This is a genomic window from Sphingosinicella sp. BN140058, assembly GCF_004135585.1.
In the GTDB taxonomy this organism is placed as follows: domain Bacteria; phylum Pseudomonadota; class Alphaproteobacteria; order Sphingomonadales; family Sphingomonadaceae; genus Allosphingosinicella.
Window position 1 is genome coordinate 1,273,969 of sequence record NZ_CP035501.1, and the last position, 20,214, is coordinate 1,294,182.

At 67.0% G+C, this 20,214-nt stretch carries 21 protein-coding genes; 19 read left to right on the top strand and 2 right to left on the bottom strand.

The window, feature by feature from the left end; all coding sequences use genetic code 11:
* Positions 1-79 precede the first annotated feature (79 nt).
* From ETR14_RS05780 to ETR14_RS05835, 12 genes are all read left to right on the top strand, one after another.
* Positions 80-1,390: a M20/M25/M40 family metallo-hydrolase gene (locus ETR14_RS05780; RefSeq protein ID WP_129383777.1), complete on the top strand. Its 1,311-nt coding sequence runs from the start codon at positions 80-82 to the stop codon at positions 1,388-1,390.
* Between the two features lie 113 nt (positions 1,391-1,503).
* Positions 1,504-3,351: an autotransporter domain-containing protein gene (locus ETR14_RS05785; RefSeq protein ID WP_165356331.1), complete on the top strand. Its 1,848-nt coding sequence runs from the start codon at positions 1,504-1,506 to the stop codon at positions 3,349-3,351.
* A 107-nt stretch (positions 3,352-3,458) separates the two neighbouring features.
* Positions 3,459-4,031: a NifU family protein gene (locus tag ETR14_RS05790; RefSeq protein WP_129383779.1), complete on the top strand. Its 573-nt coding sequence runs from the start codon at positions 3,459-3,461 to the stop codon at positions 4,029-4,031.
* Positions 4,031-4,633 (top strand): tRNA (adenosine(37)-N6)-threonylcarbamoyltransferase complex dimerization subunit type 1 TsaB, encoded by a 603-nt coding sequence (gene tsaB, locus ETR14_RS05795; protein WP_129383780.1) that lies wholly within the window; start codon positions 4,031-4,033, stop codon positions 4,631-4,633. The genes ETR14_RS05790 and tsaB overlap by 1 nt, the downstream gene beginning before the upstream one ends.
* A complete protein-coding gene (locus tag ETR14_RS05800) occupies positions 4,630-5,112 on the top strand; it encodes a GNAT family N-acetyltransferase (protein ID WP_129383781.1) in 483 nt (160 codons plus the stop codon). The genes tsaB and ETR14_RS05800 overlap by 4 nt, the downstream gene beginning before the upstream one ends.
* 95 nt (positions 5,113-5,207) lie before the next feature.
* Positions 5,208-5,663 carry a MucR family transcriptional regulator gene (locus tag ETR14_RS05805; protein WP_129383782.1) on the top strand — a complete coding sequence of 152 codons (456 nt, stop codon included), beginning with the start codon at positions 5,208-5,210 and terminating at the stop codon, positions 5,661-5,663.
* A gap of 145 nt (positions 5,664-5,808) precedes the next feature.
* On the top strand, positions 5,809-6,231 hold the full coding sequence (locus tag ETR14_RS05810) for a Fur family transcriptional regulator (RefSeq protein WP_129383783.1): 423 nt from the start codon (positions 5,809-5,811) through the stop codon (positions 6,229-6,231).
* 12 nt (positions 6,232-6,243) lie between these two features.
* Complete coding sequence (locus ETR14_RS05815) at positions 6,244-6,984, top strand: 1-acyl-sn-glycerol-3-phosphate acyltransferase (protein ID WP_129383784.1); 741 nt, start codon at positions 6,244-6,246, stop codon at positions 6,982-6,984.
* Positions 6,985-6,991: 7 nt separating this feature from the next.
* Entirely contained in the window at positions 6,992-8,329 is a 1,338-nt protein-coding gene (gene miaB, locus ETR14_RS05820; protein ID WP_129383785.1) for a tRNA (N6-isopentenyl adenosine(37)-C2)-methylthiotransferase MiaB, read from the top strand.
* Positions 8,329-9,324 carry a PhoH family protein gene (locus tag ETR14_RS05825; RefSeq protein ID WP_129383786.1) on the top strand — a complete coding sequence of 332 codons (996 nt, stop codon included), beginning with the start codon at positions 8,329-8,331 and terminating at the stop codon, positions 9,322-9,324. Before miaB ends, ETR14_RS05825 begins: the two co-directional genes overlap by 1 nt.
* A complete protein-coding gene (gene ybeY, locus ETR14_RS05830; protein ID WP_129383787.1) occupies positions 9,321-9,848 on the top strand; it encodes an rRNA maturation RNase YbeY in 528 nt (175 codons plus the stop codon). Before ETR14_RS05825 ends, ybeY begins: the two co-directional genes overlap by 4 nt.
* Positions 9,841-10,734, top strand: coding sequence for a hemolysin family protein (locus ETR14_RS05835; RefSeq protein ID WP_129383788.1), 894 nt, complete (start codon positions 9,841-9,843; stop codon positions 10,732-10,734). Before ybeY ends, ETR14_RS05835 begins: the two co-directional genes overlap by 8 nt.
* A 103-nt stretch (positions 10,735-10,837) precedes the next feature.
* On the opposite strand, the gene ETR14_RS05840 is transcribed toward ETR14_RS05835, so the two are convergent.
* Positions 10,838-11,335: a TlpA disulfide reductase family protein gene (locus ETR14_RS05840; protein ID WP_243455779.1), complete on the bottom strand. Its 498-nt coding sequence runs from the start codon at positions 11,333-11,335 to the stop codon at positions 10,838-10,840.
* A 221-nt stretch (positions 11,336-11,556) separates the two neighbouring features.
* Positions 11,557-11,742: a hypothetical protein gene (locus ETR14_RS05845; protein WP_129383789.1), complete on the bottom strand. Its 186-nt coding sequence runs from the start codon at positions 11,740-11,742 to the stop codon at positions 11,557-11,559.
* Between the two features lie 69 nt (positions 11,743-11,811).
* On the opposite strand from ETR14_RS05845, the gene ETR14_RS05850 reads away from it, so the two are divergent.
* From ETR14_RS05850 to bioB, 7 genes are all read left to right on the top strand, one after another.
* Entirely contained in the window at positions 11,812-12,591 is a 780-nt protein-coding gene (locus ETR14_RS05850; protein ID WP_129383790.1) for an enoyl-CoA hydratase-related protein, read from the top strand.
* A gap of 61 nt (positions 12,592-12,652) precedes the next feature.
* Positions 12,653-14,185: an acyl-CoA carboxylase subunit beta gene (locus tag ETR14_RS05855; RefSeq protein ID WP_129383791.1), complete on the top strand. Its 1,533-nt coding sequence runs from the start codon at positions 12,653-12,655 to the stop codon at positions 14,183-14,185.
* Positions 14,186-14,219: 34 nt separating this feature from the next.
* The gene (locus ETR14_RS05860; RefSeq protein WP_129383792.1) at positions 14,220-14,486 is read left to right on the top strand and encodes a hypothetical protein; all 267 of its coding nucleotides are present in this window, start codon (positions 14,220-14,222) and stop codon (positions 14,484-14,486) included.
* Positions 14,476-14,715 carry a hypothetical protein gene (locus ETR14_RS05865; protein ID WP_129383793.1) on the top strand — a complete coding sequence of 80 codons (240 nt, stop codon included), beginning with the start codon at positions 14,476-14,478 and terminating at the stop codon, positions 14,713-14,715. The genes ETR14_RS05860 and ETR14_RS05865 overlap by 11 nt, the downstream gene beginning before the upstream one ends.
* The gene (mce, locus tag ETR14_RS05870) at positions 14,712-15,131 is read left to right on the top strand and encodes a methylmalonyl-CoA epimerase (RefSeq protein WP_129383794.1); all 420 of its coding nucleotides are present in this window, start codon (positions 14,712-14,714) and stop codon (positions 15,129-15,131) included. The genes ETR14_RS05865 and mce overlap by 4 nt, the downstream gene beginning before the upstream one ends.
* Positions 15,132-15,916: 785 nt before the next feature.
* Positions 15,917-18,145 (top strand): methylmalonyl-CoA mutase, encoded by a 2,229-nt coding sequence (gene scpA / locus ETR14_RS05875; protein WP_129383795.1) that lies wholly within the window; start codon positions 15,917-15,919, stop codon positions 18,143-18,145.
* A gap of 799 nt (positions 18,146-18,944) precedes the next feature.
* Positions 18,945-19,949 (top strand): biotin synthase BioB, encoded by a 1,005-nt coding sequence (gene bioB, locus ETR14_RS05880; protein WP_129383796.1) that lies wholly within the window; start codon positions 18,945-18,947, stop codon positions 19,947-19,949.
* The last annotated feature ends 265 nt before the right edge of the window (positions 19,950-20,214 follow it).

Genomic DNA, 20,214 nt, shown 5'->3' on the forward strand with positions numbered 1-20,214 from the left:
CCTCACCATGTTGCAGGCTGCGCCGCGGCCGCTCCCGCCGATGCTGGTCCTTGCCCCTCTTCTCTTCTAGGCTTGCCGCATGAAATGCCTACGCCTCCTTGCCGCCGCCACCTTGATCATCGCGCCGATGTCCGCGCAGGCGAAGCTCTCCGGTGCCGAAAGCCGGATCGTCCGCGCGGTCGATCAGGAGCAGGCTCGCACGCTCGGCCTGCTCGAAAATCTGGTCAATCAGAATAGCGGCTCGCTCAATCTTGCCGGGGTCGAAGCTGTCGGCCGGATGATGCGCGCGGAGCTGGAGCCGCTCGGCTTCGAAGTGCGCTGGGTGCCGATGGCGCAGGTCGCCCGGGCCGGCCACATCGTCGCCATCCACCGCGGCAGCGGCAAGGGCCGGAAGATGCTGCTGATCGGCCATCTCGACACGGTGTTCGAACCGGATTCGCCCTTCCAGCACTTTGCCCGCAAGGATGCCGACACGGTCGAGGGGCCGGGGGTCGGAGACGACAAGGGCGGCATGGCGGTGATGGTCGCCGCGTTGCGCGCGATGAAGGCCGCCGGCACCCTCGCCGCCGCCGATATCGAAATCGTGCTCACCGGCGACGAGGAGGATGCCGGCAATCCGGTCGAGGTTGCGCGCGGCGACCTCATCGAAGCCGGCAAGCGGGCCGACGTCGCACTCGATTTCGAAGGTCTGTCGCGTGAGAACGGCCAGGACATGGGTTCGATCTCGCGCCGCGGCTCCGGTAATTGGGAGGTGCGCGCAACCGGGCGGACCGGCCATTCCAGCGGCGTGTTCAGCGCCGCCTCGGGCAACGGCGCCATCTACGAACTCTCGCGCATCCTCACGGCCTTCCGCACCGAGCTGCCCGAGCCCAACCTCACCTTCAACGTTGGCCTCGTCGTCGGCGGCGCCACCGCCGTGCTCGATGCCAACGGCATCCGCGGCACCGCCACCGGCAAGACCAACATCATCCCCGAAATCGCGATCGCCAAAGGCGACATCCGCGCTCTGTCGCTCGATCAGTACCGGCGCGTCACCGACAAGATGCGGGCGATCGTCGCCCGGCACATGCCTGGTTCCGGTGCCGAGATCAGCTTCGACGACGGCGCCTACCCGCCGATGGCGCCGACGGCGGGCGGACGGGCGCTGCTCGACCGGCTCAACCTGGTCAATCGCGATCTGGGGCTGCCGGAAATGGCGCCGATCGACCCACTGAAGCGCGGCGCCGGCGATATCGGCTTCGTCGCCGAACATGTCGACGGCCTCGTCGGCCTCGGCCCGGCCGGCGGCGGATCGCATGCGCCCGGCGAGACCGTCGATGTGCCGAGCCTTTGGCGGCAGGCGAAGCGCGCCGCCATCCTGATGACCCGCCTCTCCGCCGAAAAACCCTGAGCGAAACGGAGTCGAAAACCCGGCGAAGCGTGCGCCGGCGGCTTGTGGATGGCGCAGATCGGGTTCAACCTCCGCCCAGGCCCGCCGCAAGAGCGGCCTTGATGGAGGGGTTGATGTCGCGTTCTCGCCTTGCATTCTCCTGCGCCGCCGCAGCGGCCTTGCTCTGCGCCACATCCGCTGCCGCGCAGACCGTGGACCGGATCGTCGCCTTCGGCGACAGCTATGCCGACGACGGCAACCTGTTCGAGCTGCTCAACATTCCGCGGCCCGCAGTTTATCCGAACGGACGCTTTTCCAACGGCACCAATTTCGTCGACACGATGGGCCAATTGCTTGCCGTGCCGATCGACAATTTCGCGATCGGCGGCGCCTTCACCGGCAACGGCAACATCAACGGCCCCGGCATCCCCGGCTTCGTGACCGAATATCGGTCCTTTCTCGCGGGCGGCGGCCCGGCTGCCTTCCCCCGAGTCAGCGGCCGGTTCGGCGCCAACGATCTCGCCGTCGTCTCGATCGGCGGCAACGACGCCCGCGCCTACGAGCGCAGCCTTGGTACCACCCCCAGCGCCGCGCAGATCCAGGGACTGATCGCCGGCGCGCCGGCACAAGCGCAGCTGCGAGTTGGCGAAGCGATGGCCGGCATCGATGCGCTGGTCGGCGCCGGCGCCCGCAACATCACCTTCCTGTCCGGCGACGTCGGGCGCCTGCCCGAAGTCGCCGGCGCGCCGATCGCGGCGATCGGCACCGCTTATGCCAACGCCTTCAATGCCGGCATCCAGGCGCGGCTTGCCGAGACGGCGGCAAGCGGCGTGATCGTCAACTACCTCGATCTGTCGCAGATGGGCTCGGTGGTCGAGGCCGATCCGGCTGCATTCGGCCTGATCAGCGCCGGCGCCTGCCCGATTGCCTGCGTCACCACCGATCCGGGCCTGCTCGACAAATATCTCTTCTACGTCGATCAATTGCACATGACCTCGGCCGGCTTCGCGATCGTCGGCCGATACGCCGTTCGCCAGCTCGAAGCGCCGCTCCACTTCCAGGCCCAGAGCGATCTCGGGCTGCAGGCGGCGACGAGCTTCGGCACCACGCTCGAAGGCCGCCTCGATCTGTCGACCGCCCGCACCGGCGGGCGCGGCAGCGGCCTTTCCATCTATGCCGCGGTCAACGCAGCCGGCCGGGATCATGCCGCCGGCACGACCAACCTCGCCTATGACACCGACACGTTCGGGGTCACGGCGGGCGCCGAATATGAGCTTGGCGGCGTGATCGCCGGCCTGGCGGTGAACCACAGCCGTCCCCGCGCGGACATGGTCTCCGGCACCGGCGCGATCCGCGCCAAGGCGTGGCAGGTCGGCGCCTATGCCGGCTGGTCGCACCATGGCGCCTTCGTCCAGGGCCATGCCGGCATCGGCTGGCTCGATTACGATATCGCCCGCACCGCGGTGATCGACGACATCGCCGCCGATGCAAACGGTCGCACCGTCACCGCCGGCGCCAAGGCCGGCTATCTGCTCGATTTCGGCGGCGTCAGCCTCGGCCCGGTCGTCGGCCTCCAATACGCCAAGGCGAAGATCGACGCCTATACCGAAACCGGCGATCCGGTGCTGACCTTGAATGTCGGCAAGCAGGACGTGCAGGCGCTGGTCGGCAGTGCCGGCATCGAGGCGCGGGGCGAGCTCGACGCCGGCGGCCTCGCCGTCCATCCTTTTGCCGCGCTGACCGCCGAAAAGGATTTCGAAGGCGACGGCCGCACCATTCGCTACGCGGCGACGTCCGCACCGGGGATCTTGAACAGCTTCGTCCTGCCGGATCGCTCCAAGGACATCTATGGCCGCATCGCCGCCGGTGCCCGCCTCACCTTGGGTGAAGCGGTGGCGCTTTCGGTCGAAGGCAGTACCAGCTTCTCCCAGCAGGGCAGCGACGACGTCGGCGGATTCGTCGGCCTGACCGTGGGTTTCTGACGGTCCCGACGCGGAGCACGACCGCCTTCGCGCAACCCGCCGCCACTGGTGCAAGGGTCGCGCGTCGCCCACTTGATCCCGCCCGTTCGCCGCGCCACATGCAGGTCATGCTGATCCAGACCGAAACCACGCCCAATCCGGCCACCCTCAAATTCCTTCCCGGCCAGAAGGTGATGGATGCGGGCACGCGCGATTTCGCGACGCCCGAAGATGCGGAGGCCTCGCCGCTGGCGGAGGCCTTGTTCTCGCTCGGCGACGTGGAGGGCGTCTTCTTCGGCCGCGACTTCATTTCGGTCACCGCCGGCCCCGGCACGGAGTGGCGCGACCTCAAGCCCCAGGTGCTCGGCATCCTGCTCGATCATTTCTCCAGCGCAGCGCCCTTGTTCAAGGCCGCCACCGCGGCCGGGATCACCGTCGATGCGCCCGAAGACTTTGGCGACGACCCCGCCGATGCCGAGATCGTCGAGCAGATTCGCGAGTTGATCGAGACGCGGGTCCGTCCGGCGGTCGCGCAGGATGGCGGCGACATCGTCTACCGCGGCTTCCGCGGCGGCACCGTCTTCCTTGCCATGCACGGCGCCTGCTCCGGCTGCCCGTCCTCGACGATGACCCTGAAGAGCGGGATCGAAAGCCTCCTCAAACATTACGTGCCCGAGGTCGAAACCGTCGAAGCGGTCTGATGCTGCTCGCGATCGACAGCGCCACGGCGGCCTGCTCGGCGGCGCTGATCGATGGCGCTGCGCTTGTCGATGAGCGGTTCGAACTGGTCGGCCGCGGCCATGCCGAGCGGCTGCTGCCGATGATCGAGGAGTTGCTTGGCGGCCGCCGTCCCAGCGGCATCCTGGTCGATTGCGGCCCCGGCAGCTTCACCGGCGTGCGCGTCGGCCTTGCCGCCGCGCACGGCCTCGCCATCGGCTGGGGAGTACCGCTGCTCGGTTATTCGTCGATGGCGGCGATCGCGGCGACCGCGGACGCGGAGAGGCTTGCGGTGGCGCTTCACGGAGGACATGGTCAGCTTTTCGTGCAGAGCTTCACCAATGCGCCTCTTCAGCCGGTCGCCGACCTGCAATCCCTGCTTCCGGACGACGCCGCCCGTGCCTTCGACGAGGCAGTGGTGATCGGCTCCGGCGCGGAGGCCCTGGTCGCCGCCCGCGGCCATGGCGAGGCCCGCAATGCCCTGCCGCGGGCGGCCGACGCCCGCTTGCTCCCGGAAGCGCTGCGCAGCTTGCCCCCTCGGCCGCTCTACGGCCGGGCGCCCGATGCCAAGCCGCTGCCGCAATGATCGAGGACGTCGTCGTCGACGAAGCGGGTCTTCTGGATCTCGACGCCGTGATGCGGGTGATGACCGACAGTTTCGACCCGGCGTTCGGGGAGGCCTGGACGGCGCCGCAATGCGCGGGACTGCTGCCGCTGCCCGGCGTGTGGCTGACCCTCGCCCGTGATCCCAATGGCAGCCCGCTCGGCTTCGCGCTCAGCCGTATCGTTGCCGGCGAAGCTGAACTGCTCTTGCTCGCGGTACGTAACGCCGCGCAGCGCCACGGTGTCGGTGCACGCCTGATCGAACGATTCATTTCAGATTCGACGGCGCGCGGCGCCGCTCGTCTTCACCTTGAAGTCCGCGACGGCAATCACGCCATTGCGCTCTACAAACGCTACGACTTCGCCGAAGTCGGGCGCCGCAGGAATTATTATAGCGGGTCAGCCGGCGAGCGTTTCGACGCGCTTACGCTCGCCCGGGACACGGACCTGCGCCGCGCCTGAGCCCATTCGTCCGATTCGGCTTGTAAAAACATCCAAAACGGATCATTCCGGTAGCGGAAGGGGTGCGTGACCTCGTGGAAGATCGGGCAGAAAACATGGCTGAGAATGAAGATACGACCGAAACTCTGGTGACCCTCACCGCCGACATCGTTTCGGCGCACGTCAGCAACAACAGCGTGGCGGTCAATGACCTGCCCCAGTTGATCCAGAACGTGCACAATGCGCTGATCACCCTGGGCAACAAGCCTGAGCCTGCACCGGTCAAGCAGGAACCTGCAGTGTCGATCAGGTCTTCGGTGAAGCCCGATTACATCGTCTGTCTTGAGGACGGCAAGAAGCTCAAGATGCTGAAGCGTCACCTGATGACCCATTATCAGATGACTCCCGACGAATACCGGCAGAAGTGGGGCCTCAACGCCGATTATCCGATGGTCGCTCCCAATTACGCGGAGCAGCGGCGTTCGCTGGCCAAGAAGATCGGCCTCGGCACCAAGCGCCGCAAGACGACGCCGGCCAAGGCCGGTGCCGCCAAGACTTCGCGCCGCAGCTGAGGACATGCGGGCGGCGGGAGTGGCATGCGCTTCCGCCGCCTTGCGGCTCTTCTTGCGCGCGCCGGCGCACGAAGCGCACCTTTGACGGTGCGGAGCCACCGCCGCACCTTGTTCGGCCCGTGAAAACGGCTAAACCGGGCGGCAGATGACACGCAGGATCGACATTGAGGCGCTCTGCGCCGAAAAAGGGCTGAGGATCACCGAGCAGAGGCGGGTGATCGCCCGGGTTCTCTCCGAAGCGGAGGACCATCCCGATGTCGAGGCGCTCCACGCCCGCGCGTCTGCGATCGACGCCGGTATCTCGATCGCGACCGTCTACCGCACCGTGCGCCTGTTCGAGGAAGCCGGCATCTTGGAGCGTCACGATTTCGGCGACGGCCGCGCCCGTTACGAGGCGGCGGACGCCACCCACCACGATCACCTGATCGATGTCGAGAGCGGCAACGTGATCGAATTCGTCGACGAAGAGCTCGAGGCGTTGCAGCGCCGGATCGCCGAGAAGCTCGGCTTCCGCCTCGTCGATCACCGCATGGAATTGTACGGCGTCGCCATCGACCGGAAATCCTGAGGCGGAGTTCGCTTGATCCGCCTCGTCGCGCGCGTCGCCGCGATTGTTCTCACGCTCCTCGTCTGCCTGCCGCTCCATTATGGATGGCGCGCCGTCGGACGCGCGTCGCCGTGGCCGCGCCGCTTCCTTGGCGCCGTCGGGCGGATCGCCGGGATGCGGGTCGAAGTGCGCGGCACGCCTTTGCCGTCGCACGTCCTGTTCGCCGCCAATCACCTCAGCTGGCTGGATATCATGCTGATCGCCGGAGCGAGCGGCGCCGCCTTCGTCTCGCGCGACGATGTCGGCCGCTGGCCGGTGATCGGCTGGCTTGCCCGCCTCAATGCGACGGTCTTCGTCGATCGCTCGGACCGCCGCGCCGTGTCGGGCCAGGCCGACACCCTGCGCGCGGCGCTCGCCGGCGGCCAGCCGGTCGCCCTGTTTCCGGAAGGGACGACGGACGGCGGCACGTCGATCCTGCCGTTTCGCGCCAGCCTGTTCTCGGCCCTGTTCCCGCCGATGCCGGGGATCAGGGTGCAGCCGATCGCGGTCGATTATGGCGCTGCCGCGGCCGAGATCGCCTGGGTCGGCAAGGAAGCGGCCGGCGCCAACCTGCGCCGGATCCTGTCGCGCCGCGGCACCAACATCGTCGTTCTGAGCTTCCTGGCGCCGATCGATCCGGCCGCCATGCCCGATCGCAAGGCGCTCGCCAGCCGGGCACGCGACGAAATCCTCGCGCTGCTGCACCCTTCCGAAGCCGCCGTGGATCCCCTATAGGCCCCGGATGGACAACCCCAGGACTTTTCACGTCAAATCGTTCGGCTGCCAGATGAACGTCTATGACGGCGAACGCATGACCGAATTGCTGCAGGCACAAGGCATGACCGCGACGCCGGAAGGGGTCGACGCCGATCTGGTCGTGCTCAACACCTGTCACATTCGCGAACGCGCCTCCGAAAAGGTCTATTCGGACATCGGCCGCCTGCGCCGCGACGACGGCAGCCGCCCGATGATCGCGGTTGCGGGCTGTGTCGCCCAGGCCGAGGGCGCCGAAATCCCCAGGCGCGCGCCGGCGGTGGATATCGTCGTCGGCCCGCAGGCCTATCACCGCCTGCCGGAGCTGGTCGCGAAGGCACGCGGCGGCGAGAAGGCGCTCGACACCGACATGCCGTTCCAGTCGAAGTTCGGCGCATTGCCGGCGCGCCGGCGCCAGGGGCCCAGCGCCTTTCTGACCGTCCAGGAAGGCTGCGACAAATTCTGCACCTATTGCGTCGTGCCCTACACGCGCGGCGCCGAAGTCTCGCGCGGCTGGGCGGCGATCGTCGACGAGGCGAAGGCATTGGTCGACGGCGGCGCCCGCGAGATCACCCTGCTCGGTCAGAACGTCAACGCCTGGGAAGGCGAGGACGGAGTCGGCCGGCGCCAGGGTCTCGACGGCCTCATTCGCGCGCTCGACGCTTTGCCCGGGCTGGAGCGGATCCGCTACACGACGAGCCATCCCAACGACATGCGCGAAGGCCTGATCCGCGCCCATGCCGAAGTCGAGACGCTGATGCCCTATCTGCATCTGCCGGTGCAATCGGGCAGCAGCCGGATCCTCAAGGCGATGAACCGCAGCCACACCGCCGAAAGCTATCTCGAGGTCATCGCCCGCGTCCGCGCCGCCCGGCCGGACATCGCCATCTCGGGCGATTTCATCGTCGGCTTCCCAGGCGAGACCGAAGCCGATTTCGAGGACACGCTGAAAATCGTTGCGGCGGTGAACTACGCGCAGGCTTACTCGTTCAAATATTCCCCGCGGCCGGGCACCCCGGCCGCCGCCATGGAAGATCAGGTCCCCGCTGAGATGATGGACGAACGGCTGCAACGGCTGCAGGCTCTGCTGAGCGAGAAGTCGCTCGCCTTCAATCGCGCCACGATCGGCAAGCGCACCAAGGTGCTGATCGAGCGCCAGGGCCGGCGCCCCGGCCAGATGCTCGGCAAGTCGCCCTGGCTTCAGTCGGTGCATGTCGAGACGGAGGCGAAGATCGGCGACGTGATCGACGTGATGATCGAGGCGGCCCTGCCCAATTCGCTGGCCGGACGCATGCTCGGCTCCGCCCCGATCGCGGTCGCCGCCTGATGGCCCAGAAGCGCAGCCCGGAGAGCGCAGCCGCCCGCGCGCGCCTCGAGATCGAGTTCGAGCAGCCGCATCTGCTCGGGCCGCTGTTCGGCGAGTTCGATCGCAATCTGGTCGCGATCGAGGACCGGCTCGGAGTCTATATCGCCGCGCGCGGCGCCCGCGTGCAGATCGAGGGCGAGCCGGAAGCCGCCGCCCGCGCCCGCGACGTCCTGCTCGGCCTCTACAACCGGCTCGACGAGGGTCAGGACGTCGACACCGGCACCGTCGAGGCGGTGATCGCCATGGCCGGCCAACCCACATTGGAGGGCATCATCTCGAAGGACGTCGCCGAACCGCCCAAGGTCATGATCCGGACGCGCAAGAAGACGATCGTGCCCCGCTCGCAGATGCAGGCGGTGTACATGGAAGCGCTCGCCCGCGACGACATGATCTTCGCGCTCGGCCCGGCCGGCACCGGCAAGACCTACCTCGCCGTCGCCCAGGCGGTGCAGCAGCTGATCGGCGGCTCCGTCGACCGGCTGATCCTGTCGCGGCCCGCGGTCGAAGCCGGCGAGCGGCTCGGCTTCCTGCCCGGCGACATGAAGGACAAGGTCGATCCCTATCTGCGCCCGCTCTACGACGCGCTGTACGACATGCTCCCGGCCGAGCAGGTCGAGCGGCGCATCGCCAGCGGCGAGATCGAGATCGCGCCGATCGCGTTCATGCGCGGCCGTACCCTCTCCGACGCCTTCATCATCCTCGACGAGGCGCAGAACACCACCCCGGCGCAGATGAAGATGTTCCTCACCCGCTTCGGCATGCGCAGCCGGATGGTGATCTGCGGCGATCCGCTGCAGGTCGATCTTCCCGATCCCGGCAAGTCCGGCCTCGGCGACGCCGTCGGCCGGCTCGAAGGCGTGCAGAGCATCGCCACCGTGCGGTTCGGCGCCGGCGATGTCGTCCGCCACCCGCTCGTCGGCCGCATCGTCGAGGCCTATGAAGGCAAGGGTGCATGATCCTCGTCGAGTCCGATCTATCAGGGGAATGGGACAGTAGCAGCGGCCTGCCGGCGCTTGCCGAGCGGGCCGTCCGCGCCGCCGTCGCCGCCAGCGACTGGAACGATCTCGGCGACAGCCCGGTCACGATCGAGGTCTCGGTCAAGTTCACCGGCAATGACGAAGTCCAGAGCCTGAACGCCCAATATCGCGGCAAGAACAAGCCGACCAACGTCCTCTCCTTCCCGATGATCGAGGGCGATCTGCTCGATCAGCTCGTCGCCGCCGGCGGGGGCGAAATCCTGCTCGGCGACATCGTCCTCGCCCGCGGCATCTGCGCCGAAGAGGCCGCGGACAAGGGTATCTCGATCGACGACCATGCCACCCATCTCGTGGTACACGGAACTCTGCACCTCCTCGGCTACGATCATGAGGAGGACGAGGAGGAAGCCGAAGCCATGGAAGACACCGAACGCCGCGCGCTTGCGGCGCTCGGCATTGCCGATCCCTATCCCACGGAGGTTCAATTCCAAGCCGATGCCTGACGAAGAGGACAGTCGACCCGAGACCGAGCAGGCCCCGTCCTTCTGGCGTGGCCTGCGCACCTTTTTGTTCGGGGAAGAGAGCGAGGCTACGCTCCGCGCCGAGATCGAGGAAGCGATCGAAAGCCATGAGGGCGAAGTGCCCGCGGTCGGCGATCTGTCGCCGATCGAGCGCCAGATGCTGCGCAACCTCCTCCACTTCGGCGAGAGCACCGTCGCCGACATCGCGGTTCCGCGCGGCGACATCGTTGCGGTGGAGAGCGATATCGGCTTCGAGGCCCTCGTCGCCGCCTTCGTCGAGGCGCAGCACAGCCGTCTGCCGGTCTATGAGGAGAGCCTCGACCGAGTGATCGGAATGGTCCACGTCAAGGACGTGTTCACCGTTCAGATGACCGGAGCGACGCCGCCCGCCGACATCTCCACCCTCCTGCGCAAGCCGCTCTACGTGCCGGAATCGATGGGCGTGCTCGATCTGCTCGCCCGCATGCGTGCCGAGCGAGTCCACCTCGCGATCGTCGTCGATGAATTCGGCGGCACCGAGGGCCTGGTGACGATCGAGGACGTCGTCGAGGAAATCGTCGGCGAGATTGAGGACGAGCATGACGAGACCGCACCCGGCATGCTGATCCCGATCGAGGACGGCATCTGGGACGCCGACGCCCGCGCCGAGCTCGAGGAAGTCGCCGAGCTCATCGACGGCCGCCTCGCTACCGAAGAGGACGTCGACACGCTCGGCGGCCTCGCCACCGTGCTCGCCGGCCACGTCCCGCAGCAGGGCGAGATCGTCGCCCACCCTTCCGGCTGGCGCCTCGAAGTCACCGAAAGCGACTCCCGCCGCGTCACCCGCCTCCGCCTCCACGCCCCGGAAGAAACAGCGCTCATCGAATAGGCCGAACCCAAGATCCTCCCCGAGCTTGCTCGGGGAGGGGAACCGCCGCCGTCAGGCGGTGGTGGAGGGGGCCAGAGACCCACTCCGACCCCGCCGCGGCCTGCTATTCCGGCGTCGGCTCCTTCAGCAGCGGCACGATCAGATCGATGAATTCCTGGGTCTCGAACGAACCGGCCTTGGCGGCGCGCAGCATCCCGGCCCGATCGATCACATAGGTGGTCGGGACGCCGCTCAGGATCGGATAGTCGCCCTTGATCCCGCGCGCGAGCGGATAGGACAGCACCGCCGCGACCTTCTTGAGCGCCGACGGCTGCACCGAATCCTGCGTCGTCACCCCGAAGATCTCGAAGCCAAATTGCTTGTAGCGCGCATGCATGGCGCTCATCATCGGCATCTCCGCCTTGCACGGCCCGCACCACGTCGCCCAATGGTTGATCACCACAACCTTGCCCCGCAATTCCGCAAGGCTGACCTTCTTCTTGTCGAACGTCGTGATCACGAAATCCGGCGCCGCCCGCCCGACCTTCGGCCCCGCCGCCACCGGCGACGCCACCGAAGCCGCCAAGGCGCCGAGCAACGCCGCCGTGCCAATCATCCGCATCCCGAAGCCCCCTTCACCCCAAAGCTGCGCCGCCCTGCGCCTACTGTCAACGTGCCGCATCCGTTGCCGGAGCGGTGGCTTCAATCGCTGCGTCGCCACGAAGACGCTTTGACAACAAACCATGCTGAAGCTTGCCGCCCACAGCCAAACGATCATGCGCTTCGCGCCTTCCCTAGAAGCGTTGAGCACGCCATCGGAATTCTTCGTGCCTTCGTGGCCCGTCATGGCTTCGTGTGGAAATCGAGCCGCAGCGCAGCACCGAGCTTTGAAGCTTTTTCCGAGTTTCCCATCGAAATGACCCAGGCTGCATAGGTCCGGGATACGGATTTTTCGATCGAAGGCACGAACGGCAACAGAGTCACAAAGGCGCTGTATCCAAGATCGCGTTTACCTTGGCCTTCGGACACCTCCCCTGCACCTCGATGCGGATATTGCCTGCACCTGCGCTTGATGCTGTAAACCGCCGAGGAGGCGCGATGGCGTACGAGCAGATCAGGGTCGAGCACAGCGCGGCAGGGATCACCACCATCACCCTGGCGCGGCCGGAGCGGCTGAATGCGCTGACGGCGCGGATGCTGGACGAGTTGCGCGAGGCGGTCGTCGAGGCCGGGCGGTCGGGCGCGCGGTGCCTGCTGATCACCGGCGAGGGGCGCGGCTTTTCGAGCGGGGCCGATCTGGCGGCCGCGGACGGGCTGCCCGAAGATGCCGGCGCCGCGCTGGAGACCCATTTCAACCCGCTGGTCGAAGCTTTGTTCGCCGCGCCGATGCCGGTGGTTGCCGCAGTCAACGGCCCCGCGGCCGGCGCCGGCTGCTCGATCGCGCTCGCCGCCGACATCGTCATTGCCGCGCGTTCGGCCTATTTCCTGCAGGCATTCGTCAACATTGGCCTGATCCCCGATGCCGGCGCGACCTGGCTGCTGCCGCGGCTGGCCGGCCGCGCCCGCGCGCTGGAGATGATGCTGCTCGGCGAACGCGTTTCGGCGGAACAGGCGCAGAACTGGGGCATGATCGCCCGCGTGGCCGAAGACGAAGCGCTCGCGTCAGAGGCGGCGGCGCTCGCCGCGCGCCTCGCCGCCGGTCCGACGGTCGCGCTGGGCCTGATCCGCCGCCTTGCCCGCGACGCCGCGCAGGCGCCGCTCGCCGACGCGCTCGCCGCCGAGCGCGATGCCCAGCGCACCGCCGGCCGAACGGAGGATTTCCGCACCGGCGTCGCCGCCTTTCTCGCCCGCCGGCCGGCGCGCTTCGAGGGCCGCTGAGCCGAATTGCCTCCCTCCGCCCCGGCGCCTAAGAGAGCGCCACAAGAAGAGAGGGCTCCGAATGGCGACGATGATCGACGAGCTGGAATCGCGCCGCGCGGCGGCGCAGCTTGGCGGCGGCGAGAAGAGGATCGAGGCGCAGCACGCCAAGGGACGCCTGACCGCGCGCGAGCGGCTGAGCGTGCTGCTCGATCCCGGCAGCTTCGAAGAATATGACATGTTCGTCGAGCATAATTGCGCCGATTTCGGCATGGAGACGCAGAAATTCCCCGGCGACGGCGTCGTCACCGGATCGGGCACGATCAACGGAAGATTGGTCTACGTGTTCGCGCAGGATTTCACCGTCTTCGGCGGTTCGCTGTCCGAACGCCACGCCAGCAAGATCTGCAAGGTCATGGACATGGCGCTGAAGGTCGGCGCCCCGGTGATCGGTTTGAACGACAGCGGCGGCGCCCGTATCCAGGAAGGCGTCGCCTCGCTTGGCGGCTATGCCGAGGTATTCCAGCGCAACGTCCTCGCCTCCGGAGTGGTGCCGCAGATCAGCCTGATCATGGGCCCGTGCGCCGGCGGCGCGGTCTATTCGCCGGCGATGACCGACTTCATCTTCATGGTGAAGGATTCGAGCTACATGTTCGTCACCGGCCCGGACGTGGTGAAGACGGTGACCAACGAGGTCGTCACCCAGGAAGAGCTTGGCGGTGCCGTCACCCACACGACCAAATCGGGCGTCGCCGACGTCGCGTTCGAGAACGACATCGATGCGCTGCTCGCCACCCGCGACTTCTTCGATTTCCTGCCGCTCTCCAATCGCCACGATCTGCCGGAGCGTGCCTGCACCGATCCCTGGGACCGCGTCGAAGAGAGCCTCGACACGCTGATTCCCGACAGCGCGTCCAAGCCCTATGACATGCACGAGCTGATCCGGAAGGTGGTCGACGAAGGCGACTTCTTCGAGATCCAGCCCGCCCATGCCGCCAACATCATCGTCGGCTTCGGCCGCGTCGAGGGGCGGACCGTCGGCATCGTCGCCAACCAGCCGATGGTGCTCGCCGGCGTGCTCGACATCGCCTCGTCGAAGAAAGCCGGCCGCTTCGTCCGTTTCTGCGACGCGTTCGACATCCCGATCGTCACCTTCGTCGACGTCCCCGGCTTTCTCCCGGGCGTCGCCCAGGAGCATAACGGCATCATCAAGAACGGTGCGAAGCTTCTGTTCGCTTATGCCGAGGCGACGGTGCCCAAGATCACCGTGATCACCCGCAAGGCCTATGGCGGCGCCTATGACGTGATGGCCTCCAAGCACCTCCGCGGCGATCTGAACTATGCCTGGCCGACCGCCGAGATCGCAGTGATGGGCGCACGCGGCGCGGTGGAGATCATTTTCCGCAAGGATATCGGCGATCCGGACAAGATCGCCGCCCGCACCGCCGAATATGAAGCCCGCTTCGCCAACCCGTTCGTCGCCGCCTCCAAGGGCTTCATCGACGAAGTGATTATGCCCCACTCCACCCGCCGCCGCATCGCGCTCGGCCTTCGCAAGCTGCGCAACAAGCAGCTCGAGAACCCGTGGAAGAAGCATGACAATATCCCGCTCTGAGCCGATCCGGCCGGATACGCTGACGCTTCGGTTCGTGTCGGCGAACGATCCCGACTCGATCGGCGTGGAGATCTACGATCCCGCGAGCAACATGCTGTTCGACGTGACGGTGGAGCGGGATCGCGCCCCCACCATTATGTTCGACGACGCCTGCAATGCGGAGTTTGACGTCGGCGAGTTTCACGCCTTGCTGGAACGATGCGTCGGAGAGCTCGACGCTTGGAAGCAGCGGCTTGAGGCTCCCGGTGAGATCTGGAATCCCACCTCGACCCGAGCCGATGGTGGTTCCGTTGCCCAATGAAGACCTGATCGTCGGCATCTTCGCGGCCGGCCTGCTGCCGTGGATCGGCTGGACGGTGAGCCGCGGTCTGCGGGCCGGCCGGCTGCCGATCGGCCGCGGCCACATCGATCGCGCCGAGCGGCGGGGCGCGTTCAACGCCTTGCTCTTCCTCTACGGCGTCGCGGCCTTGCTGGTCGCGGCGATCGCACTCGATCTCCTGTTCCACATCGATATCGGACTTCGCCCATGATTCTCGGCCGCCTCAACCATGTCGGCATCGCCACGCCCTCGATCGAGGACAGCGTCGCCCTCTATCGCGATTTGCTCGGCGCGACCCGGATCCACGATCCGTTCGATCTCCCCGCACAGGGTGTCCGCGTCTGCTTCGTCGATACGCCCAACAGCCAGATCGAGCTGATCGAGCCGCTCGGCGACGCCTCCCCCCTGCACGGCTTCCTCGCCAGGAACCCCGCCGGCGGCCAGCACCATCTCTGCTTCGAAGTGCCCGACATCCACGCCGCCAAGGCCGAGATGGAAGCCAAGGGCGCCAAGGTGCTCGGCGAACCCCGCATCGGTGCCCACGGCACGCCGGTCATCTTCGTCCATCCGAAGAATATGGGCGGCGTGCTCGTCGAGCTCATGGAGACTCCGCGGGAGGCGCATTGAAGAGAGAAGGAATGGGCTTCGACAGGCTCAGCCCGAACGGATGACATATGTCGGATGCCCTCGTCGTCGAACTCACCGTCGGCCGACAAACCGCGCGAATCAGAGCCTGTTCGCCGAACGCTGCCCTTTCCACCCCGTTCGCCCTGAGCCTGTCGAAGGGCTTTCCTTGCTGTTCAGGGCGTTGAACAAGGAACGGGCTTCGACCGGCTCAGCCCCGGAACGCATGACATATGTCAGATGCGCTCGTCAGCGAACTCAACGCGGGCCGACAAACCGCGCGAAACAGAGCCTGTTCGCCGAACGCTGCCCTTTCCACCCCGTTCGCCCTGAGCCTGTCGAAGGGCCTTCCTTGCTGTTCAGGGCGTTGAACACGGAACGGGCTTCGACCGGCTCATCCCCGGAACGGATGACATGTGTCAGATGCGCTCGTCAGCGAACTCACCGTCGGTCGACAAACCGCGCGAAACAGAGCCTGTTCGCCGAACGCTGCCCTTTCCACCCCGTTCGCCCTGAGCCTGTCGAAGGGCTTTCCTTGCTGTTCAGGGCGTTGCACACGGAACGGGCTTCGACCGGCTCAGCCCCGGAACGCATCGAAATATGTGAAACGCGCCATTCACATCACCGACCAAGGCAGCGGCGACGCTTTGCAACGCACCCGTTGAGCACGAAATCGCTTGGCCTTTGAGGCCCCGTTCGCCCTGAGCTTGTCGAAGGGCCTTCCTTGTTGTTTAGGGCGTTCAACAGGGAACGGGCTTCGACCGGCTCAGCCCCGAACGGATCGAGACATGTCAGACAGACCAACCATCGAAACCAACACCGGCGAAGATTCGGGCGCAGCCCCGAATGGCGCCGCCCCGAACGGGCGCTCCGCGGCCGCCGGTGCCCCCACCCGCGCCGAGTGGGAGGCCGCCGCCGCAAAGGAGGTCAAGAACAAGGACCTGACCTGGCACACGCCGGAAGGGATTGCGGTTCAACCGCTCTACACTGCCGATGACGTTGCGGGTATCGATCCCGGACTGCCCGGCTTCGCGCCGTTCACCCGCGGCCCCTACGCCTCGATGTACACCGGTCGTCCCTGGACGATCCGCCAATATGCCGGCTTCTCCACCGCCGAGGAATCGAACGCTTTCTACCGCCGCAACCTCGCCGCCGGGCAGAAGGGCCTTTCGGTCGCGTTCGATCTCGCCACCCACCGCGGCTACGATTCCGATCACCCCCGCGTGGTCGGCGATGTCGGCAAGGCCGGGGTTGCGATCGACAGCGTGGAAGACATGAAGATCCTGTTCGACACCATCCCGCTCGATACGATGAGCGTGTCGATGACGATGAACGGCGCGGTGCTGCCGGTGCTCGCTTTCTACATCGTCGCCGCCGAGGAACAGGGCGTGTCTCAGGCGCAGCTTGCGGGCACGATCCAGAACGACATCCTCAAGGAGTTCGCGGTCCGCAACACCTATATCTACCCGCCGGCGCCCTCGATGCGGATCGTCGCAGACATCATCGCCTATACGTCGCAGCACATGCCGCGCTTCAACTCGATCTCGATCAGCGGCTACCACATGCTCGAAGCCGGTGCGACGGCCGTGCAGGAACTCGCCTTCACCCTGGCGGATGGCATGGAATATGTCCGCGCCGCCCGCGCCAAGGGGCTGGAGGTCGACGCCTTCGCGCCGCGGCTGTCCTTCTTCTTCGGCATCGGCATGAACTTCTTCATGGAGATCGCCAAGCTGCGCGCCGCGCGTACTTTGTGGCACCGGATCATGGACGATTTCGGCGCCAGGAGCGCCAAGTCGAAGATGCTCCGCACCCACTGCCAGACGTCCGGCGTGTCGCTGACCGAGCAGGATCCGTACAATAATGTCGTGCGCACCACGATCGAGGCGATGGCCGCAGTGCTCGGGGGCACCCAGTCGCTCCACACCAACAGCTTCGACGAGGCGATCGCACTGCCGACCGACACCTCGGCCCGCATCGCCCGCAACACCCAGCTCATCCTTGCAGAGGAAAGCGGCATCACCAACGTCGCGGATCCGCTCGGCGGCTCCTACTTCGTCGAGAGCCTGACCAAGGATCTCGCCGACCGCGCCTGGGCTCTGATTCAGGAGGTCGAGGCGCTTGGCGGGATGACCGCTGCGGTGGCGGAAGGCCTACCCAAGCGCCGCATCGAGGAAGCCTCCGCCGCGCGCGCGGCGAGCGTCGATCGCGGCGAGACGGTGATCGTCGGCGTCAACCGCTATCGCCTGCAGGACGAGCCGCCGATCGAAACGCTTGAGATCGACAATGCCAGGGTCCGTGCCGGCCAGATCGAGCGGATCGAGCGAGTCCGCGCCGCGCGCGACGAAGCGGCCGTGCAGGCCGCGCTGCAGGCGCTGCGCGACGGTGCCGCCGCCGACGCCAATCTCCTCGCCCTCTCCGTCGACGCCGCCCGCGCCCGCGCCACCCTCGGCGAGATCTCCTCTGCGCTTGAGGACGTGTTCGGCCGCTACGACACTCTGCCCGAACCGGTCAGCGGCATCTACGGCGCCGCCTACAAGGACGATGCCCGCTGGGCGCGTGCCGAGGACGGCGTCGACGCGGTCGAGCGCCGGCTCGGCCGACGTCCCCGCATCCTGATCGCCAAGATGGGCCAGGACGGGCATGATCGCGGCGCCAATCTGGTCGCCTCCGCCTTCGGCGATCTCGGCTTCGACATCGTCTCCGGCCCGCTCTTCCAGACTCCCGAAGAGAGCGCGCGCCTCGCCGTCGAGCGCGACGTCGACGTCGTCGGCGCCTCGAGCCTCGCCGCGGGCCACAAGACCCTGGTCCCCGAACTGATCGCCCAGCTCCGCGCCCTCGGCCGCGCCGACATCAAGGTCGTCGTCGGCGGAGTCATCCCGCCGAGGGATTACGACATGCTCCGCGAGGCTGGAGTCCAGGCGATCTTCGGGCCCGGCACCAACCTCGTCGACGCCGCCGGCGAAGTGCTGAAGCTGCTCGGCCACAACCTCCCGCCCCTCGACGAGGCGGCGGCGTAAAGGCGACGTACGCATCGCTTCCACACCCCGTTCTTTCCCTCCCTAACAGGGAGGGGAGAAAATGCTGCCAGGAAAGTCTCCCATGATCCTCTCGGCCGCCTCTTCCTCTCCTTGTCAGGGAGGGGCGAGGGGTGGGTCAGCGACAGCGGGGGGCTCGATGCCCCCGGTAACGCTAAGGGCTCAGAAGGGCTCGCTGCGCTCGCACCCACCCCCAACCCCTCCCTTGCAGGGAGGGGAGAAAATGCTGTCTGAAAAGTCCCCCCATGACCCTCTCCGCTCCCTCTTCCCCTCCCTGCAAGGGAGGGGCTAGGGGTGGGTCAGCGACAGCGGGGGCTCGATGCCCCCGGTGGCGCTAAGGGCTCAGAAGGGCTCGCTGCGCTCGCACCCACCCCCAACCCCTCCCTTGCAGGGAGGGGTGAAATCGCTGCCAGGAAGCCCCCCCCAATGACCCTCTCCGCTCCCTCTTCCCCTCCCTGTCAGGGAGAGGCTAGGGGTGGGTCAGCGACAGCGGGGGCTCGATGCCCCCGCTGGCGCTAAGGGCTCAGAAGGGCTCGCTGCGCTCGCACCCACCCCCAACCCCTCCCTTGCAGGGAGGGGAGAAAATGCTGCCAGGAAAGTCTCCCATGATCCTCTCCGCTCCCTCTTCCCCTCCCTATCAGGGAGGGGCTAGGGGTGGGTCAGCGACAGCGGGGGCTCGATGCCCCCGGTGGCGCTAAGGGCTCAGAAGGGCTCGCTGCGCTCGCACCCACCCCCAACCCCTCCCTTGCAGGGAGGGGGTAGTTTCTGCAGGAACGTCCCGATGACCGTCTCCCCCACCCCCCGCACCGACTGGACCCGCGCCGAGATCGCCGCGATCTTCGACCGCCCGTTCCTCGACCTCGTCACCGAAGCGCAGGATATCCACCGCCGCTGGCACGCGCCCAACGAGGTCCAGCTTTCCACCCTGCTCTCGATCAAGACCGGCGGCTGCGCCGAGGATTGCGGCTATTGCAGCCAGTCGGCCTTCGCCAAGTCCGGCATCAAGGCCGAGAAATTGATGAATGTCGATGCGGTGCTCTCCGCCGCCGCCGAGGCCAAGGCGGCGGGCTCCGGCCGCTTCTGCATGGGCGCCGCGTGGCGCGAGCCAAAGGAGCGCGACATGGATGCTCTCTGCACCATGGTCGCGGGGGTCAAGGCGATGGGCCTCGAAACCTGCATGACCTTGGGCATGCTGACCCGCGACCAGTCGGAACGGCTCGCCGCCGCCGGGCTCGATTATTACAACCACAATCTCGACACCTCGCCCGAACATTATGGCGAGATCATCACCACCCGCACCTATCAGGAACGGCTCGACACGCTCGAAAATGTCCGGGCGTCGGGGATGTCGGTCTGCTGCGGCGGCATCGTCGGCATGGGCGAGACCCGCGAAGACCGGGTCGGCTTCCTCCACGCTCTCGCCACCCTGCCCGCCCATCCCGAAAGCGTGCCGATCAACGCGCTTGTGCCGGTGAAGGGCACCGCCCGCGGCGATTCGATGCTCGCCGGTGCCCACGCGAAGATCGACGACCTCGAATTCGTCCGCACCGTCGCCGTCGCCCGCATCCTGATGCCGCGCTCGATGGTCCGGCTCTCCGCCGGCCGCGAGAGCATGAGCGAGTCGACCCAGGCGCTCTGCTTCCTCGCCGGCGCGAATTCCATCTTCACCGGCGACAAATTGCTGACCACCGGCAATGCCGGCGCCGGCGCAGACGCAATCCTCTTCGAGAAACTCGGCCTGCGCGCGATGACCTCGGAGGAGCCTGCCCGGGTCGCGGCGGAGTGATCTCTCAATTTCCTACGGCAAGCTTCGGACTTGCTGACAGCTGGCGCGCCGTCGGACAGTTTCCATGGGATGTACACTCGCGCCGTTCGCCCTGAGCTTGTCGAAGGGCCTTGTTTGTCTGCCGGCATAAGAACCGGGCTTCGACAGGCTCAGCCCGAACGGATCTGAAGCAAGCATTCCTGGGGGCGTCGCTCCGGCTAGCCGCGGCGGGGCGCATGCGCTAGCGCAACGCTACGACAGACATGAAGCGCGGAACCACCGCGCT

Coding starts and splice junctions, on each gene's coding strand:
- ETR14_RS05780 (WP_129383777.1), top strand. CDS start 80: ATGAAATGCCTACGCCTCCTTGCCGCCGCCACCTTGATCATCGCGCCG.
- ETR14_RS05785 (WP_165356331.1), top strand. CDS start 1,504: ATGTCGCGTTCTCGCCTTGCATTCTCCTGCGCCGCCGCAGCGGCCTTG.
- ETR14_RS05790 (WP_129383779.1), top strand. CDS start 3,459: ATGCTGATCCAGACCGAAACCACGCCCAATCCGGCCACCCTCAAATTC.
- tsaB (WP_129383780.1), top strand. CDS start 4,031: ATGCTGCTCGCGATCGACAGCGCCACGGCGGCCTGCTCGGCGGCGCTG.
- ETR14_RS05800 (WP_129383781.1), top strand. CDS start 4,630: ATGATCGAGGACGTCGTCGTCGACGAAGCGGGTCTTCTGGATCTCGAC.
- ETR14_RS05805 (WP_129383782.1), top strand. CDS start 5,208: ATGGCTGAGAATGAAGATACGACCGAAACTCTGGTGACCCTCACCGCC.
- ETR14_RS05810 (WP_129383783.1), top strand. CDS start 5,809: ATGACACGCAGGATCGACATTGAGGCGCTCTGCGCCGAAAAAGGGCTG.
- miaB (WP_129383785.1), top strand. CDS start 6,992: ATGGACAACCCCAGGACTTTTCACGTCAAATCGTTCGGCTGCCAGATG.
- ETR14_RS05825 (WP_129383786.1), top strand. CDS start 8,329: ATGGCCCAGAAGCGCAGCCCGGAGAGCGCAGCCGCCCGCGCGCGCCTC.
- ybeY (WP_129383787.1), top strand. CDS start 9,321: ATGATCCTCGTCGAGTCCGATCTATCAGGGGAATGGGACAGTAGCAGC.
- ETR14_RS05835 (WP_129383788.1), top strand. CDS start 9,841: ATGCCTGACGAAGAGGACAGTCGACCCGAGACCGAGCAGGCCCCGTCC.
- ETR14_RS05840 (WP_243455779.1), bottom strand. CDS start 11,335: ATGCGGATGATTGGCACGGCGGCGTTGCTCGGCGCCTTGGCGGCTTCG.
- ETR14_RS05850 (WP_129383790.1), top strand. CDS start 11,812: ATGGCGTACGAGCAGATCAGGGTCGAGCACAGCGCGGCAGGGATCACC.
- ETR14_RS05855 (WP_129383791.1), top strand. CDS start 12,653: ATGGCGACGATGATCGACGAGCTGGAATCGCGCCGCGCGGCGGCGCAG.
- mce (WP_129383794.1), top strand. CDS start 14,712: ATGATTCTCGGCCGCCTCAACCATGTCGGCATCGCCACGCCCTCGATC.
- scpA (WP_129383795.1), top strand. CDS start 15,917: ATGTCAGACAGACCAACCATCGAAACCAACACCGGCGAAGATTCGGGC.
- bioB (WP_129383796.1), top strand. CDS start 18,945: ATGACCGTCTCCCCCACCCCCCGCACCGACTGGACCCGCGCCGAGATC.